This window comes from Streptomyces sp. NPDC036822 (genome assembly GCF_055609145.1).
Genome location: NZ_JBVJPY010000040.1, coordinates 1 through 16,170, shown reverse-complemented (window position 1 = coordinate 16,170; position 16,170 = coordinate 1). Strand labels below are relative to the sequence as shown.

Below are 16,170 nucleotides of genomic sequence, written 5' to 3'. Positions count from 1 at the left end.
GCACCCGCGCAAGCGCGGGAGCCTAGGCTGGCTACGAGGGGAGGGTGCATCACGCTCGCGCCTGTGTAGAGTCTGGGATTCCCAGCTACCACCCCCCGGAACGAGGGTGACGGACCACCAGCCTGACAGGGCCTCAACACCACCGCAGGGACGGGCTCCGCTGCGCTCCGCCCCAACCCGTGAAACCGCTCCGACAGGTTCACCTATACCCTTGCCAGCAGACAGGGTAACCGGACTGCCGTGAGCATGATGCACCATGCCGCACCCTCAGGGGCGACGACGCTGCATCCATGATGCATCACGGGTGCCCGCTGTGTAGCGTCTGGGATTCCACGCCAGACCCCCACCCGGGCAAAGTGGGGGTCTGGGCCAGGTTATGCCGCATGACCGGCACGGGGGCTCAAGCAGCACGACATCATCCACCAGCCGGCCGCCTCGGCGCAGGCTTATCGATTCCGAGGCTGCCCCAGGGTTTGCAGACGTCGCACAGCTCCATCTCCGGGAATTCCTGGAACGCCGTCACGACCTCCTCACGAGACAGGAAGCCATGCTGACGCTGGTCGTTTTCGCACGCCCCGCGGTGCAGCACCGGATGCCCCTCCACGGCGCGTGAGGGCTGGAGCTTCCAGGACATCTCCCGCCGAGCGACCTCCCGGCGCCGCCTCTCCTCCTTCTCCTCGGCCTCCAGCTGCCGGATCGCCTTCTGGGTCTGGGCAAGCTGGTACTCCAGCCACGCGCGCACGGCGCGTTGCTTTTCCAGGCGCTCGGGTATCGACAGAGGGCTCATGACGTTCCCTACGCGGCGACGGCGTCGGCCGGCTGCTCGGCGGCCGCGCGGCTCTTCAGCTCCATGCGGGCCTTGACGCGGTCCTCGCCCTGGTAGTGGTTCCAGTGCTCGTGCGTGGAGACGGTGACGGCCAGGTCCATCACCAGGGCCTTCAGCCGGGTGACCTCCGCCTTCTGTTCCTCGGTGTAGCCGGGGCTCGGCTCGCGGCCGCCGGTCACCTCACCGGTATGGGGATGGACCGTGCCCGGCCAGCCCTCCATCGGCTCCACCGACCACGGCAGAGTCCGGCAGTACGCCGCGTAGGCGGCCTGCTGGTGAAGGCGGGCCTGCGCGTCGGTCAGGTCGTGCGGGAAGGGAGTTTCAGCCACGGCTAAAATAATACGCATGTTCGAATACTGGGCATCGCGAGACTCATACGACACGCCGCACCCTCACCCGAGGGGCGAGACCGGCTTGCTGTACCGCGCGTGGTGAGGCGTCTGGGCCGGAGCGCACGGGGGCCATGCTGCCCGCAGGATGCTGCTCGCGTTCGCCACGTTCCCGGCCCTCTCTGACTTCGCGGCCGCGCAGAGAGCGCGGCCGTATTTGGGCACGCTATCCGCAGCCTCCGACAACCGAAACCGATTACGGGAACGGAGAGGGGTGGCCTGTCCGTCGACAGGCCACCCTTTATGCCGCCTATTACGCTTCGGTGAGCCGAAGCACGGTAGTTGTCACCAGCGGGGCCGGATGAGCTGGTGAATGGGGACGACCGAGGCAGCTAGGTTGTCACACGCGAGGCATCCGACTTGTCACAGGCGCTCTTTCGGCAGCCTTTCTGTCACCAGCGCCAAGGAGATGCGGGCGGTGATTGGCAGCCACACGGCTCCTCTGTCGGGCAAGGTCATCCGCCAAGCGTGACCGGGCCGAGTCCGGACGGCATATGGCGCGTGGCCACCGCCACGGCCTCGTGCGCTGTGGCGAACAGGCCAAGGTCCGGAGTGATGAACCCTGTCCCCACCCTGTACGTGCCGTCGCTGCCCGCGGTCAGGCATGGTCCGACGACGGTCAGACGGGGGCGGGTGGTGGTCGAGAAGCGCAATACCCAGTGGCTCGTGAACGGGTAGAGGGCACGAAGCGCCGGCTCGGCGTGCGCCGCTTCGATCAGGGCTTGGTACGTCTCCTGCCAGGCGTAGCCCAACTCGCGTGCCTCCACGCGCATGCTCTGCCACTCAGATTCCACCAGACGTGCGGAATCGAGATCGGGCACCTCGAACCGGCCGGTCAGGTGCACGAAGGGCACTGCTTTGCGGATGTCGTTCAGGGCCGCCCCGTCGTGCCAGGCGCGGGCGGCCCTGGCGACCTCCGCCAGGTCGTCCGTCCTGCCATCGATGAGCAGGTTCTGGAACGGGTCCGTGCCGCGGATGGACCATCGCCGCTCGTGCGACCAGGCGCTGATCTGCAGCGGCTCGCGGTGCGGCAGCATGCTTGTGACGGTCGCGTGGAGAGGATCAAAGTCCGGCGACGTGACGGAAGCACCGGCGAGGCCGGCTTCCGCCTCGGCCCGGAGCGCTGTGGCGAGGCTGCCGAAGGCCGCTACATCGGGGTACAGGACAGAAGGATCAGGAGGGGTGGGCACGGCTCCTGATTGTGCCCGAGCCGCTGATTTCCGGGATGGGCGGCCCCAACGCCCCGCAGCCTCGCCGGTGACAACAAGCCTGCCTCTGTGAAAACTACCGTGCTTCGGCTCATTCGGTTAACCCGGAAAAGGGCCCGGATTTCTTGTGCTCAGAAATCTAGGTCGAGGTAATCGATGTCGCTGATTTCCACGTCCGACAGTCCTGAAGCGCGGCTACCGCCGTCCTGGAACACTTCTTTGAAACCCTCGGCGATGATCCCACGTATCTGCTGGTCGCTGGCACCTGCGTCGCGGGCGTCGAACAGGCGCTGCGCGTACGCCGGGGAACGCACGGTGAGTCGGCGGAAGCGTCCGTCGTCGGTCGTGCCGACCGGTGCGGTATAGCTGAAGCGGGCCCGGGTCTCCACGGTGATCCCGGTGCTGGTGGCGGCCTGGCGTTGCCGGCGCTTGCGCACCATGGGCTGCCAGCGGTGCCGTACCGCGTCGTTGATCTTCGCGGCGACGTCGGCGCGAGGGTATTTGCGGGCGCCGCGCCGGTAGCGGTTGACGGAGTCGGCGGTGACGCCGATCTCCACCGCGACGGCCTTCGCGCTGCCGAACTGCTTGATCAGGTACCCGATCTGGCCCTTGCGGGTTTTGGGCGGCTGGCGGGTGAACGCTTCCCGGTCGGCCCGCTCGATGGCGTCCTCAGTCCTCGATCTCTCCCACGGGGTCACTCCTTTCGGTTGAGGCCCTGTACGCGACCTGAGCCACAATCAGCACCCCAGGCGACCAAAGAAGGGACTTGGGAGGGGGTGATCGTCCGGGAGATCGCCGAACAGGCCGTTTTTCGGGTCAGATCTGCGCCATTCCACGAAACGGGAGTAGTGGCCCTGGAAGGCAACGGAGAGGGTGACGGTGGGGCCGTTGCGGTCCTTGCCTACGATGAGCTCGGCCTCACCGGCGCGCGGGGACTCCTTCTCGTAGGCATCGTCTCGGTGCAGCAGGATGACCATGTCGGCCTCCTGCTCGATGGAGTCGGACTCGCACAGGTCGGAAACGACCGGCTTCTTGTCGGTGCGGGGATCGGAGCCGCGGTTGAGCTGCGAGAGGGCGATCACGGGGACGCGTACGCGCCACATTCTGCGAAGAGGGGAGATGGGGCATGGCCGTGAAACTGCGTGACCACCAGGTTGAGGCCGTTGCCGCCATTGTGCGCGGTCTCGATATCCCGCCGGGCGGCATCCCTGTTGGTGGGCTTCGCGGGCAGGTGCACGCGGCGTGTGGCACGGGGAAGACCATCATCGCTGCGGCTTCGGCGAAGCGTCTTGTGCCCAAGGGCCGCATTCTCGTTTTGGTGCCGACGCTGGAGCTCCTGACTCAGACGGTGCGGGCGTGGCGTGAGGCGGGGCATGCGGGGCCGGCGGTTGCGGTGTGCTCGCTTCAGGGTGATCCGGAGCTGTGGAGTCTTAAAGTGCGCTCCACGACGAACCCTGTGCAGTTGGCGCTGTGGCACGGTTCCGGGCCTGTGACCGTGTTCGGGACGTACGCCTCGCTGGGGGTCCTGGCGGAGGCGTTCGAGGGCGCCTATGGGCAGCAGTTGGCTCCGATGGACCTGACGGTGGTCGATGAGGCCCACAGAACTTCCGGGTCGATGGGTAAGGCGTGGGCGGACGTCCACGACCAGGGCGTGATCCGGTCGCACCGGCGGCTGTATTTGACGGCTACGCCGCGGATCTGGGAGGAGCGGCTGGACCGCGAGGTCGCCGAGGGGGTGCGCGACCCGCTGCCGCGGGAGATGGCGGCGAGCATGGACGACGAGAAGGTCTTCGGGCCGGTCCTCTACAAGCTCTCGCTCGCGTCGGCCGTGTCGCGGGGGTTGCTGGCGCGCTACCAGATCATCGTCCTGGAACTGAAGGACCCGGTCGTCACCCCGGAGCGGCTGATGGGCGAGGACCGGCACACCGAGGAAGTCCGCGGGGAGCGCCTGGGGGCGCTCCAGGCCGCGCTGCTGCACACCATGGCCGAGCACGACCTGTCGACGTGCATCACCTTTCACCATCGGACGATGGAGGCTCAGGCGTACGCGGAAGGGCTGGAGCGTGTGGCGGCGAAGCTGCACGCTGACCAGCCGGAGAAGTACCCGGAGCGGATTTGGGCGGGGTGGTTGTGCGGGGAGCACGCTCCGGAGCGCCGGCGGGAGGTCCTGGGCGGTTTCGCCCGCACGGCGCGGCGTGCGGTGGTGGCGAACTGCCGGGTTTTGGGTGAGGGGGTGGACATTCGGGCGGTGGATTCTGTGGCACTGCTGGATCCGAAGGGTGCGCCGCATGACATCGTCCAGGCCGTCGGGCGGGCTTTGCGTCAGAAGCCCGGACAGGGCAAGGTCGCCTCGCTGATTGTTCCGGTGTTTCTCCAGCCCGGGGAGAAGCCGGAAGACATGTTCACCTCGGGGTCGTACCGGCCTTTGGTGAAGGTTCTTGAGGGTCTGCGGGCTCATGATGAAGAGGCCGTCGAATTGTTGGCGATTCCGCAGGAGCCTCAGAAGGACGTGGCGGAGCCGTCCGAGTACATCGGTCCGGCGCCCGAGGAGGGCGAGGACGAGTCCCGTCTGTTGCTGCGTTTCGCCGCTCCCAGGGATCCGGTGATGGTCGCGGACTGGGTGTCCTTCAACGTCATCGACACCGAGAAGCAGGACTGGGCACGCGGCTGGGCCAAGCTCAAGCAGTACGCCGAGCGTGAGGGTCACGCCCGCGTTCCGTACGGGCACAAGGAGGGCGCGTACCCGCTGGGGCAGTGGGTCGCGGAGCAGCGACGGGCGTACGGGGCGGGGCAGATGACCGGCCTGCGCGCCCGGCGGCTGGAGCGGCTCGGCATGGTGTGGTCCGTGGCCGATGAACGCTTCCAGGAAAACCTGGAAGCCGCCAAGACGTACTACGAGCAGCACTGGACACTCTGCGCACCCCGCACCGCGACGATGCTGGACCGGCCGATCGGGCAATGGCTGTCCAACCTCCGCCGCCCAGGCGCCCTCGACGGGCACTCCGACTGGAAGACCGCGCTCGAGGCCGTGGACGAGGACTGGAACCCGGAGTGGCCGGCCGACTGGCAGCGGCACTACGCAGCCCTGCGCGAGCTCGTGGCTGACGAAGAGGGCAGAGCCGACGTCCTGCCGGGCGTCACGGTCCACGGAATGGACATCGGCAATTGGCTGGTCCGGCAGCGCAAGCACGACATCTGGCAGGCCCTGCACGACGGGCAGCGCGAGCGCCTGGAGCAGCTCGGCATCACCCCGCTCGCCCCGAAGCCGGAGGAGCCCGCGAAGCCGTCCACAGCGCCTCTGAGCGCCTTCGAGCGGGGCGTTGCGGCCCTGGCGCAGTACAAGACCCGCACAGGCTCCGTGACCGTCCCCAGAGGTCACGCAGAACGGCTGGAAGACGGGACAGAGGTCAAGCTCGGAGTGTGGATCATGAACCAGAAGGGACGCCGGGCCAAGCTCACCGCCGACAAACTCGCCGCGCTGGCCAGCCTCGGGCTGGAGTGGGCCGTGTAGCCCTCGTTGGAGGCCCTGCAGGTCCGCGCCGAAGACAGTCGGCGCGGACCCTTCTGCCGTTCCTAGTCGTCCCTGTGCTCTTCTTGCTCCTCTTCGTCGTCGATGCCATGCATGGCCCGGAGCACGTCCCGCAAGTCGAGTTCGAGACGCTGAGCGGGGATGGGCAAGGACCGCTGTACTTTGCTGCTGACGTTGGTCGCGGTCGCTCGCCACTCCGAGACGAAGGAGTCGGTTTCCTGACTGCTGTAAACCGTGATCGGATCGAGAGTCACGGTCTCGTGGGGACGAAGGTCTACCGGGGCGAAGCGGATAACGGTGCGACCATCCTGCTGCTCAATGTCCGGGGAATGCCGGGACGGCAGATGGTAGGCCGGTGGCCGCACCCCGAGCACCGCTGGAAGCCCGGCGTAGCCGGGCATGGTGCCCTCCCCGTACTTTGCCGGCTGTCGCGGCCAGTCGACCTCCTCCTCTGTGTCGGCCGTGACGTGGGCTGTGACGGTGTCGGGGAGGCTCAGCACGACCTCGACCTGCGCGAGGTTGTCTTCTCCGGGGTTGGTCAGCTTGAGGGTCAAAGGCGTGCCTGCGGCGCTGACCGCCTGTGCCAGGGCGTGCTGCATCGCGAGGTCGAACTCGCTCAGGTACTCGTCCACCTCCTGCCGGAATTCCTCCGGGGAGCGGGAGTCAGGCCACAGGTTCTGGAGCGCGCTGAAGTCCCTGAACAGGTTGGACGCCGCCGCCTTCTTCTTCTCGTCCGCGGCGTCCACCTGCTTCATCATCTCCTCGCGGAGGATGTCGGTGATCGTTCGGCGGACGCCCTCGGTCGGGACCAGCACAGCGACGGTGCCGGTGGTCATGGTGACGTCGACGTTCACGCGCTTCGTCGCCCTGCGGGCGCGGTCCGTGAGGGCGTAGATCTCCGCTGGGCGAGCGGGTTCGGTTTTGCCGGCGTACCGGTGGAACACCGTGCCCGGGCGGTAGTTCTCATATTCCTTGTGCAGAGGGTGAAGAGGATCGCCCCATCGGGGAGGAGAGACGTCGACGAGCATGACGTGGCGCTTGCCCTCGTCGGCGTCCATGGGGACGTACGTGAACTGGTAGCGGCTGAACTCGCCCAGGTAGCGCCTCAGCCAGCCGTCGACCTTCTCAACGTCGTGCGTCGGAACCCCGTAGATCGCGTTTTCATCAACCCCTACCAAGAGGTAGGCATGGCCTCCCGTCCACTGCTCCGCCACATCAGGCATCCGATTGGCGAAGCCGAGGATCGCTTTCGACACGGCGAAGGCTCCCGCCGGCTTCGACACGTCGTGCTGGGACTTCCACTCCAGCCAGCGCGTCTCGTCCGCGCTGCTGGCGTTCAGAACGGCGCATATCAGCTCTCGCTGCCGCGCCAGCCCGACTACCGGTTCGTCCGCGTTGAAGTCCAGGGTCATAGTTGTCCTTCGTGCCAGGTGAACTCCAAGCATGCGGGACCACACCGACAAGCCGGCTCGCCAGGTAGCGCGCCTGACGTCTGGTGAACAGCGGTGAGACCGGCGACCGGCCCCCGGGACACACGGCCCGGGGACCTTCGCTGTCCGAGGCCAGCGGCACCGCTCCCAGGCCCTGTGCGCACTGAGGTGCGATGCCCGAGGATTCTGAGCTGCGGCATCGTACTGGCGTGCGTGTAGGCCCTGGGATCTTCGGGCGGCTCCCTCTCGCTCCTTGGACTACGTGCCAGCGCTACGCCTTCCTGCTCGTCATCCCTGTTGCCGGTCGCCCGATGGTCCATAGATCGCCCGGGGCGCGGACGAACGCGGCGTGGGCGGTCATGTCCCGCTTCAGCTGTGCGGCAGAGAAGGTGTGGCCGCGCCGGGTGAGGGCGTCGCGTAGTTCGCCGGGGGTCAGGGGCCGGCCGCAGCGCGCGAGGTGGCGGGCGGCGAGCTGCTCGGTGGTGGGGTAGGGCGGGGGCTGGACCACCAGGAGGGAGTCGCTGAGCGTCTTGTGCTCGGTCATTCCGGCGTTCGCCGGCTCCAGAACGGGTGTTGTCGCCTTGCCCGCCTGGGAGAGGCGTCGGCGCCAGTTGTCGCGCGTGAGGTAGCCCTTTCGGTGGCACCACCACAGCAGCGCGCCCACGGCGGTGGCCGCGGCCAGCGGATTGCTCCGGGCGAGGACGGCCAGGCGGTGGGCGCCTGTGCCGAGCAGGCGCAGTGCCCAGTCCATGACCGTCAGCGCGTTCGCGGCGGTGGCCTCAAGGCCGGCTATGCGCATCACGTCCTGGACGACGGGGATCCAGTCGATGACGGCGAGTCCGAAGCGGGAGAAGACGCTGTCCTGGGTGACGATGACGCAGGGGGCGAGGAACTCCGCCAGCGCCATCGTGGGTGCGTCGTCCGGGTCGCCCCGGTGCCTGCGCGGCATCTCGTGGTCGACCCGCAGGATGTGGCGGGTCTGCGGGGAGAGGTGGTCGCGGATCTCCAGGTCGACTACCCGGACGGAGGGCAGTATCCGCTGTTCGAGCGCGCGGCGTGCCAGGGCCTCCGGTACCTCGTGGTGGTTGGCCATCTTGGCCAGGTGCTCGTCGACCTCGCCGGGAACGTGGGCGGCGATGTACGGGGTAGCGCGGCCGGTGAGGGCGAGCGCGGTGAACTTGTCCTGCTTGCCGCCGCTCTTGGCCAGGGCGCAGGCTTCTATCAGCAGCGCGTTGGCGTCGAGGATGGGCAGCAGCATCGGCCGGTCCAGCGCCATCGGGTTGAACGCCGACCCGGAAGGGACCGGTGGCGGCGGTGCCGAGTCGGCACGATCGAGTGTCATGAAGGCAAGTGTCGTCATCACCGCTGACACCCGTGGAGTCGTCCGCAGATTCTGCGTATCCCGGTAATCAGAAGTTGAGAGGGTGGACCCCATAAGCCTTGGGACCGAGGAACACGGGAGCGCCCCGCATTGATCATCCTGGACGCGAACATCATTAAGGGGGTCTCCCTGCGGGGGCCCGTCGCGGACATCCTCCGCGCCATCCGGGCCGCGCGCGTAGAGAGCGTGGCCACGCCGTGGATCGCCGTGGAGGAGGTCGCTGCGCAGCAGGCTCTGAGGTACGCGGAGAGGCATCAGGCGGCCTTGGATGCGGTGGATGACCTCCGGAAGGCCCCCCTTGGGATCACGTCCCCCACCCCAAGCGGTGGCCGGCGGAGCATGTCCGGAGGCACTGGCGGGAGCGGTACTCCTCGATCACGGACACTCTGGAGACGTCTAACACGGCCTACCAGGAAGCCCTCTACCGAGAGACGAACCGGGTGGCCCCGTGCAAGATGATCGGCGACCACAAGACCGGCTCCAGGGATGCCGCGATCTGGCTAACGGCGGTCGAATACGCGAGGGCGCACAAGGACGAGACAATCTACTTCGTCAGCAAGGACTCGGACATGTCCGAGGACGGACAGTTCCATCCGGAGATGCAGCGGGACATCATCGGCATGGAGGACCGATTCCACCTGTTTACGTCACTCGATGACGTGGTCACCAAGTTCGCCACGGAGGTGGATGCCAGCACCGACGATGTTCGCGGGCTGCTGGAGACCGAGGAAAGCCGCGCAACGGTCCTGGCCTCGACGAGGGCCGCAGCCAGGCGCTACCGGTTGATCTCCGGCACCCCGATGCCTGCGGGCTTCAACCCCCCTGGCCGGATCCTCGGACCCACCCCTCACTGGTCCCCAGCGGCGGTGGCGCTGGACAAGGTGACGGACGTGAGCGCCCGTGAGGTCGGCGGCCACCGGTGCTTCACGGCCTGGGTGCGGTGGCTGCTCAGGGACGACCGGTTGATCCGTGGCGAGGTAGTCGAGCGGGGTTACGCGTGGGAGACGCGGGTCCTGTTGAGCACGGCGGCAGACCAGGCTATGACGGTCCTCGACTCCCGGCGGCCAGGCCCGATCTCGGAAGAGGACTTGCCCAACGTGCCAGCGCTCCCCGAGCCGACGGAGGCGCGCCTGACGCGCCTCGGTGCGGCGCACCTCGCGTCGCTGATGAATACCCCGGCGATGAGGGCCAGCATGTCTCGGCTCTGGGAGCAGTTCGGCCCGGACCTGTCTCCGGTCGAGGAGGCCGTCCGCGCCGTCCTCGACAACAGTGCGGCGTCCCGTGAGCTGAACGAGCAGATCGCCGAGGCTGTCCGTGAATTGCCGAAGGAGCCCGACGACAAGGAGTAGGCCGGGCTAACGCCCCCGCCCCCGCTCGCCGTGCCGCTGCCGAAGCTGCGCCCGTACCGGGAGGCGGACATCGCGGTCGACCGGAGCGCTGCGCGAGGAACTGGACGGGAGTACGCGAGGTTCTCAGCGGCGCCCGACCCATGCCTGATGGTCGGGCGCGACGTGCAGTCCTTCGCGCACGCGGCCGCGCAGGACGCCGACGCGAGTTCGGCCCTCCACGACCTGCAGCCCGCTGCTCGACTGGTCCAGGAAGCACCGGTCGATCAGAAGCGGCGGGCGCAACCACGTCCCGTGCTCCTCCCAGTGCCGACCGACCTCTGGCGAGCGTCTCCCGACCCAGTACACCGGGTTCTCGGCGAACTCCTCGATGCAGCCGGCGTCGGAGCCTCCGGTCGGCATCCCGTATAAGTCCGCGGCCGGGAGCGTCTCGAGCCGCCAGGTGATCTCGCGCAGGTCGATGCTGCCGTAGTCGGTCACGAAACGGTCGTCGTCGCCGAAGTCGTATAGGAACTGCTCCAAGACGTCGTCCGGCCACTGAAGCAGGGCCACGGCCGGGTCGATGCGGAATCGGTCGTAGCCGTAGCTGAGACCGCCGGCCCGGCGGCGCTTCATCAGGGGGCTGAGGTCTTTCAGCTTCATGCCGTCAGGTGTACCGCAGATTCCCTGGAGTGATCCCCCTGCCGTAGTTCAACCGCCGATAAGGCCCGTACCGTCGAGGCCGCCGTGCCCCGGCGTGCTGGGAAGACTGCAGCCGGCCACCGCGTGACGACGGGGCCGCAGCGTCGCTGGACGGTGCGCCCCCGAGCCAGGCCCCGGGGACATCGTGGCTGATCTCCCAAGGCCCGTGGTGATGCGGGAATGGCTCTACATGAGCGCGGCGAGGGCCTGCTCAGCCATCTGGATGCCCTGGGTTGCCGCCATGGTGGTGGTGGCCGCCAGGAGGTGCTCCTTGAGCTGGGTGGCGAACTGGCGCAGGCGGCCCGGCTCGGGGCTGGCGGAGGTCGCCTCGGTGTGAAGGTCCTGGGCGACGCGCTCCAGCTCCACGCGGTCCTCGTCGGACAGGCCCAGGATGGGACTGACCTGGCCGACGTACCCGGCGAGCTGAACGAACAGCGTGGGGTCGACGCCGTCGGTGTTGTTCTGCGTGAAGTTCTGCTGCTCGCCGATGATGACGCCCTTGGCGTTCGGCAGGTAGGTGTTGTACGTGGCGCCGGGGCGGGGCTGGTTCACGTGGTCCTGCACGCTTCCTCCAGTCAGGGCGCAGCTGACGCCCTGGGGTGTGATGGCGACGGTGGGGGGCTCGGTGTCGATGTGCTCGATCAGCTTGTGCTCTGCCAGGTAGGCGAGCGCTTCGTGCAGCTCGGTGCCGGTGATCTCGGACCCGGCGAAGTAGGAGGCGGGCGTGGCGAGGAACAGCACCGGGTTGATGGGCTTCTGGTCGCCCGCGGTGTCGAACAGCCACCGGTGGAAGGCGTCCATGGTGTAGCGGAGGCGGGCGGCGCGGTCGCCGCGCCGCCTCTTCAGCCGGTGGATCGCGGCGCGTCCCGCGTCAGTGAGGTACACCGTGGGGGCGTCGTCGAGGCCGCGCGAGCTGCGGACCAGGTCGCGCTCTTCCAGTTCGTAGGCGAGCACGGAGGGGTCTTCGTCCGGCAGCTGCTGTTCTTCGACGAACCGGGTCACGTCGACGTGGTGCGAGCGGTTCTGCTGGGCTTGTTCGTCGAGCCACATCAGGAGTCGGGCCAGGACCGGGTCGCCTTCAGCGGTGTCACGGCCGGGCATGGTTCCTCCTGTGCCAGTCGCTTCGGTCTGGATCGGCACCCGGATGGGGTTCCGCTTGGCTGCGCGCTCGTAGCTCTTAGCGATGTCCTTGAGGTGCTTGTCAATCGCGCGGTGATTGATGCGGGCCACGTTGCCCTCCTGTCTCAGGTACCTCAGCCAAGGGTACGAAGCGGGTCCGACAACCGGTCGCCGTTTCCCCGGCCGCCAAGGGCCGCCCACCGGGCCGGGCGGGCACACCCTGTCAGCAGGCCGGGGGAGCTCGCTGCTGGGTGCGCGCGGCGTCGGGGTTGGCAACCATCGTGCTTCGGCTCACTGCGACGGGCGGCCGCTGGGCCGTGGCCCGCCAGCCCGTCAGTAGGAGACGTCGAAGTAGTCGATGTCGGCGAGGGCGACTTCGAGGCCTGTGGCGCGGCGTCCGCCGTCCTTGAAGTACACCTCCTGCAGTCCTTCGGCGACGATGTCACGCATCTGCTGGTCGGTGGCGCCCTGTTGCTGGGCGTCGAACAGGCGGCGGGCATAGGCCGGGGGGAGGTGGATGGTCAGGCGGCGCATCCGGCCGTCGTCGGTGGTGCCGACCGGCGCGGTGTAGCCGAACCGGGCCCGGGTCTCGATGGTGATACCGGTCGCGGTGGCGGCCTGCTTGCGGTGGCGCCCTCGGACCTTCGGCTGCCAGCGGGCACGAACGGCCGTCTCGATCCGGTCGGCGATGGGCTTGGGCGGGTGTTTGCGCTCGCCGGTACGGTAGCGCTCCACCGATCGCTGACTGACCCCGATCTCCGCCGCGACAGCCTTGGTGGTCTTCAGCTGCCCCAGCAGGAAGTTGATACGGGCTTTGAGGCCCTTGGGCGGCTGGCGGGTGAACGCCTCCTGGTCGGCCCGCTCGATAGCGTCCTCGATCTCCCCCACCGGTCAACTCCCGTCCGTGAATGGGCTGTGGCCGTAACGCTGGGGGATCAGGCGGGCGGCTGCAGCCGGGGCGAGGTCCACGACCAGGCGCTCGCCCACGCCGGAGGCCGTGGTGGCGTCGGGTGAGAGGTAGCCGAGGCTGCGCAGCTCGCCGACCGCTTTACGGAAGGCGTCGCGGCCTTCAGCGGCCAGGCGCTCGTCGCGGGTGAGGGAGACCAGTTCACTGATCGTGGGCTCCTGGCCGGGGGTGTAGCCGACGGCGAGTTCGGCCAGGACACCGCGGGCGCGCCAGGTCAGGCGCATGTCCCGCATCGCCCGCGCGAACAGCACCGGGTCATGGGCGGGCGGGGCAGCGGGAACGGGCCACTGCGGGGTCAGGGCGTCGGGGGTGTTCATCGGTTACGACTCCTTCGGTACGGTTCAGCGTCCGCGCTGGCCTCAAGCTGGGCGGCGCCAGGTCGGGTGGTCGCGGCCTTATTCGCCTTCGTCGAAGACGGCATCGCCGCCCTTGATGTGCCGGGCCGGGTTGAGGCCCTGCTCCATCAGGTCGACCGCCCACAGCATCGACTGAACGCCCTCTAGCTTCGCCAGGCCCGGCGTGGGCCCGAGGCGGAAGCCGCCGGGCTGGGGCTTGCCGGAGGCCGCGTACGGGAGGAAGGCGAGCGGGCTGTCGCCGGGGCTCGGGTAGACGACGCAGTCGGAGAGTACGGCGAGCGGGTACAGGCCCGTCATCTTGGCCATGTTGCCCAGCTTGCGGTGCATGTTGACCCGGGCCTTGGAGATGACGGCGGCGCGGATGTCGGGGCGCCAGGTCGGGCGTTCCAGGGCCGGCCACCGGTCCCCGTCCTTGTAGTTCTTGCCCTGGGGGCGCTCGCGGAGCTTGCCGACGCCGCCCTTGACCGTGGCCTTGATGGCGGACAGGACGGCGGTCAGGGCCGGGTCGACTTGCTTGTGCCGCTCCATCGCGGCGAGGAACTCCGTGTCGGTGAGGTCCTTGGTGACGCCGAGGTCGGCGAGGGTGTCGACGTAGGCGGTCTTGAGGCGGTCGTGCCACGGGTCCAGGTAGGCGCCGGTCTCGCGGCGCAGGTACGCCTCGATCGGGTGGACGTTGTAGCCGAGCTCCTGGACGTAGGCGACGGTGTGCGTCTGATACCAGGCCGGGCCGGTGGGGCGGGTGCCGTCCGGGGTGAACGGCGAGGGCAGGCGCGGGTCCAGCTCGATGTGGGACAGGTCGACCAGCCAGCTGCCAGGGATCTTCGGGTTGAACTTCGGGGCGTGGAAGTGGTCGGGGGCGGAAAGGCCGACGGCCAGGCGGGCTGCGGCGGCGAGGAACGCGGTGTTGAGGTCCAGGCCGACCGCGAAGGGCAGCGTGCACTCCTCGTCGGTGAGCAGGTTCACCGGCCGCACCCACTGGTAGGCCTCTTCGTTGAGGAAGCCGCCGGTCCAGCCGGAGTTCACGACGACGGGGTGCTCCGGGGTGGCCTCTGGCGGCGCCGGGTCCGTCGGTTCCGTCCCCAGCGAGCCCGGGTTGTGGCCCGAGACCCAGTTCCCGGTCGCTTCGTCCCGCACGGCGCGCGTAGGCGGGCGCAGCGCCGTCATCAGCTCCAGCCCGGAGACGGCGGTGGAGCCGCGCGGGGTGATAACGCGCTGGGCGTAGACGCCGAGGACGCGGGCAATGTCGGCCGGCTCCATCTCGGCCACGCCGGGCCAGGACCGCTCATCGAGGGCGTCCCACGACAGGATCGCCAGCTGCACGCACTGCCGCTCGCGGCCCTGCGCCTTGCGGTAGATACGCGCCCACGGGCCGAACCCGCGCTGGGTGAGCTGCCACTTCGCCTTCGCGACCTGCTTGACGACCGAATGGTCCTCCGGGAGGCGCAGGGAGCGGCGCTGCTCGTGGCCCTGAAGGCGCTCCGGCAGTCCGAGCTTCACCGCGGCCGAGGCGGTGAGCACAATCAGCGGGTCGCTGTCCTTGCCGTGGCGGTTGAGCTTCGCGGCACCGAGGCCGGACTCCTTGATGGTCCACTCCACCAGCTCCGGCACCGTCGTAGCAGGGCAGTCCAGCACGATCCCATCGACGCCGTACGCGGACCCGTCGCCGTCCAGGACGGCGAGGGGACCGTGCGGGAATCGCAGGTCGGTCGCGGACTTCACGGCTTTCTTCAACGCCGGGCGGCGCGACGTCGCGGCCGGACGCACGGGACGCTCGGGCGCGGCCTGGACGGCCGAGGCCTCCACGGGCGCGGTGGTCTCCGTTTCGGTGGCCTCGGGTGCGACCGGGCCGGTGAACGTCTCCGGTACCTCCGGCTGCGGCACAGCCACCGGGGCCGGGGCGGGCGCGGTGGCGGGAGTGCCGTGGGCAGGGTACTTCGCCGCCCAGCCGTTCAGCAGCCGCTGGTACGCCGAAAGGCGCGGCTCCTTCGGCTCGCTCCTGCCGTTCTCATAGTTCTTCACCGTCTGCGTCGACGTCTTCAACGCGACCGCGAGGCGGGCCTGGGTGATGCCGGCAGCCTCCCGCAGCCGGGCGCGCTCCGCCGGGGGCGGGAGCTGCGGCTCCTCCTCCAGCAAGGCGTCGATATTCGCGAACAACTCTTCCTCGGTCGCCATACGGCTCCACCTCCGCCCCGAAGACTAGCAGAATACCCCCAATATTTAACTCATTTTTTAACCCATCCTTGGGATGAAACCGAGCGGGAGAGATGCTCACAGCGCGCACCGTGTCCAGCGGAAATGAGTGAAGTCCGACCCCGGGGACGGCGATGGATAGTGTGCCCTGAAGTGGTTATCGCGCCTGGGAGTGCAGTCGTGTGGTCCACCGACCTGCGCCGCGTCTTCCGCGAGGTGGAAGGCAAGCCGGTCTTCGGCATGCTGGTCGCCGCCGACAACAAGCGCTCCGAGGAACGTGAGGAGCGCCTGACCCAGGCCACCGCCAGCATCCCCAGCGCGATCCTGTGGTTCCTGGTCATCACCGTCATGGCCCTCGGCATCTGCCTGCCCCGGCGCAACAACCGCGGACAGATCATCACCCTGGTAGTGATCACCGCGCTGCTCACCACAACCCTGTGCAACATCCGCGACGTCGACCGCCCCTTCGGCGGCATCATCAACGTCGAACCGGGCGCCATCACCGAAGTCGAACGCCAGGCCACCCGCGACTTCCTCACCCACTACACCGCTGCCGACCTGCCCTGCGACGACCAGGGCAGCCGTCGAGCCGCCTGAGCTCCCGCACCACCAGCCCGGCCCTGCATCACCGTGGCCGGAAAAAGGCCCCGGGGGGGACTGTAAAACGTTCGGTGTAACTCCCGATCATGGAAGATGCATCGATGACCAGCAGCAACGTGACCGAGATCGAGTCCGACGAGCCGTCTGA

At 68.5% G+C, this 16,170-nt stretch carries 13 protein-coding genes and 2 pseudogenes; 3 read left to right on the top strand and 12 right to left on the bottom strand.

The annotated features are described in order from the left end of the window. Nucleotides 1-415: 415 nt before the first annotated feature. The 5 genes and pseudogenes from ACZ68P_RS35400 to ACZ68P_RS35380 form a co-directional block, all read right to left on the bottom strand. Nucleotides 416-787, bottom strand: a complete 372-nt coding sequence (locus tag ACZ68P_RS35400) for a DUF6233 domain-containing protein (protein WP_471013367.1) — start codon at nucleotides 785-787, stop codon at nucleotides 416-418. Nucleotides 788-795: 8 nt separating this feature from the next. Next, nucleotides 796-1,155, bottom strand: a complete 360-nt coding sequence (locus ACZ68P_RS35395) for a hypothetical protein (protein WP_471013366.1) — start codon at nucleotides 1,153-1,155, stop codon at nucleotides 796-798. A 515-nt stretch (nucleotides 1,156-1,670) separates the two neighbouring features. Further along, nucleotides 1,671-2,405: a DUF6193 family natural product biosynthesis protein gene (locus ACZ68P_RS35390; RefSeq protein WP_471013365.1), complete on the bottom strand. Its 735-nt coding sequence runs from the start codon at nucleotides 2,403-2,405 to the stop codon at nucleotides 1,671-1,673. A gap of 149 nt (nucleotides 2,406-2,554) precedes the next feature. After that, on the bottom strand, nucleotides 2,555-3,121 hold the full coding sequence (tpg, locus tag ACZ68P_RS35385; protein WP_471013363.1) for a telomere-protecting terminal protein Tpg: 567 nt from the start codon (nucleotides 3,119-3,121) through the stop codon (nucleotides 2,555-2,557). A gap of 132 nt (nucleotides 3,122-3,253) precedes the next feature. After that, nucleotides 3,254-3,589, bottom strand: a pseudogene (locus tag ACZ68P_RS35380) (DnaB-like helicase C-terminal domain-containing protein); the annotation flags it as partial. Between ACZ68P_RS35380 and ACZ68P_RS35375 the strand changes: the two are divergent. Then, nucleotides 3,550-5,934, top strand: a complete 2,385-nt coding sequence (locus ACZ68P_RS35375) for a helicase associated domain-containing protein (RefSeq protein WP_471013361.1) — start codon at nucleotides 3,550-3,552, stop codon at nucleotides 5,932-5,934. The pseudogene ACZ68P_RS35380 and the gene ACZ68P_RS35375 sit on opposite strands and share 40 nt — an antisense overlap. 62 nt (nucleotides 5,935-5,996) lie before the next feature. Here the strand turns inward: ACZ68P_RS35375 and ACZ68P_RS35370 are convergent, their stop codons facing one another. Continuing rightward, a complete protein-coding gene (locus ACZ68P_RS35370; RefSeq protein WP_471013360.1) occupies nucleotides 5,997-7,364 on the bottom strand; it encodes an AlbA family DNA-binding domain-containing protein in 1,368 nt (455 codons plus the stop codon). 289 nt (nucleotides 7,365-7,653) lie between these two features. After that, nucleotides 7,654-8,724, bottom strand: a complete 1,071-nt coding sequence (locus tag ACZ68P_RS35365; RefSeq protein ID WP_471013357.1) for a PIN domain-containing protein — start codon at nucleotides 8,722-8,724, stop codon at nucleotides 7,654-7,656. A gap of 404 nt (nucleotides 8,725-9,128) precedes the next feature. Here ACZ68P_RS35365 and ACZ68P_RS35360 point away from each other — a divergent pair. Further along, nucleotides 9,129-10,112 (top strand): annotated as a pseudogene (locus ACZ68P_RS35360) (PIN domain-containing protein); the annotation flags it as partial. A 123-nt stretch (nucleotides 10,113-10,235) separates the two neighbouring features. On the opposite strand, the gene ACZ68P_RS35355 reads toward ACZ68P_RS35360, so the two are convergent. The 5 genes from ACZ68P_RS35355 to tap form a co-directional block, all read right to left on the bottom strand. Further along, complete coding sequence (locus ACZ68P_RS35355; RefSeq protein WP_471013355.1) at nucleotides 10,236-10,751, bottom strand: hypothetical protein; 516 nt, start codon at nucleotides 10,749-10,751, stop codon at nucleotides 10,236-10,238. Between the two features lie 225 nt (nucleotides 10,752-10,976). Next, entirely contained in the window at nucleotides 10,977-12,020 is a 1,044-nt protein-coding gene (locus tag ACZ68P_RS35350; protein ID WP_471013352.1) for a hypothetical protein, read from the bottom strand. A 222-nt stretch (nucleotides 12,021-12,242) separates the two neighbouring features. Then, nucleotides 12,243-12,797 carry a telomere-protecting terminal protein Tpg gene (tpg, locus tag ACZ68P_RS35345; RefSeq protein ID WP_471013351.1) on the bottom strand — a complete coding sequence of 185 codons (555 nt, stop codon included), beginning with the start codon at nucleotides 12,795-12,797 and terminating at the stop codon, nucleotides 12,243-12,245. A gap of 3 nt (nucleotides 12,798-12,800) precedes the next feature. Next, the gene (locus tag ACZ68P_RS35340) at nucleotides 12,801-13,193 is read right to left on the bottom strand and encodes a hypothetical protein (protein ID WP_471013349.1); all 393 of its coding nucleotides are present in this window, start codon (nucleotides 13,191-13,193) and stop codon (nucleotides 12,801-12,803) included. A gap of 78 nt (nucleotides 13,194-13,271) precedes the next feature. Continuing rightward, complete coding sequence (gene tap / locus ACZ68P_RS35335; RefSeq protein ID WP_471013348.1) at nucleotides 13,272-15,404, bottom strand: telomere-associated protein Tap; 2,133 nt, start codon at nucleotides 15,402-15,404, stop codon at nucleotides 13,272-13,274. Between the two features lie 198 nt (nucleotides 15,405-15,602). Between tap and ACZ68P_RS35330 the strand changes: the two genes are divergently transcribed. Then, entirely contained in the window at nucleotides 15,603-16,019 is a 417-nt protein-coding gene (locus tag ACZ68P_RS35330) for a bestrophin-like domain (RefSeq protein ID WP_471013345.1), read from the top strand. Nucleotides 16,020-16,170 lie beyond the last annotated feature (151 nt).

Bases quoted from the DNA above. Each gene is read 5' to 3' on its own strand.
- ACZ68P_RS35400 (WP_471013367.1), bottom strand. From the start codon at position 787: ATGAGCCCTCTGTCGATACCCGAGCGCCTGGAAAAGCAACGCGCCGTG.
- ACZ68P_RS35375 (WP_471013361.1), top strand. From the start codon at position 3,550: ATGGCCGTGAAACTGCGTGACCACCAGGTTGAGGCCGTTGCCGCCATT.
- ACZ68P_RS35370 (WP_471013360.1), bottom strand. From the start codon at position 7,364: ATGACCCTGGACTTCAACGCGGACGAACCGGTAGTCGGGCTGGCGCGG.
- ACZ68P_RS35365 (WP_471013357.1), bottom strand. From the start codon at position 8,724: ATGACACTCGATCGTGCCGACTCGGCACCGCCGCCACCGGTCCCTTCC.
- ACZ68P_RS35355 (WP_471013355.1), bottom strand. From the start codon at position 10,751: ATGAAGCTGAAAGACCTCAGCCCCCTGATGAAGCGCCGCCGGGCCGGC.
- ACZ68P_RS35340 (WP_471013349.1), bottom strand. From the start codon at position 13,193: ATGAACACCCCCGACGCCCTGACCCCGCAGTGGCCCGTTCCCGCTGCC.
- tap (WP_471013348.1), bottom strand. From the start codon at position 15,404: ATGGCGACCGAGGAAGAGTTGTTCGCGAATATCGACGCCTTGCTGGAG.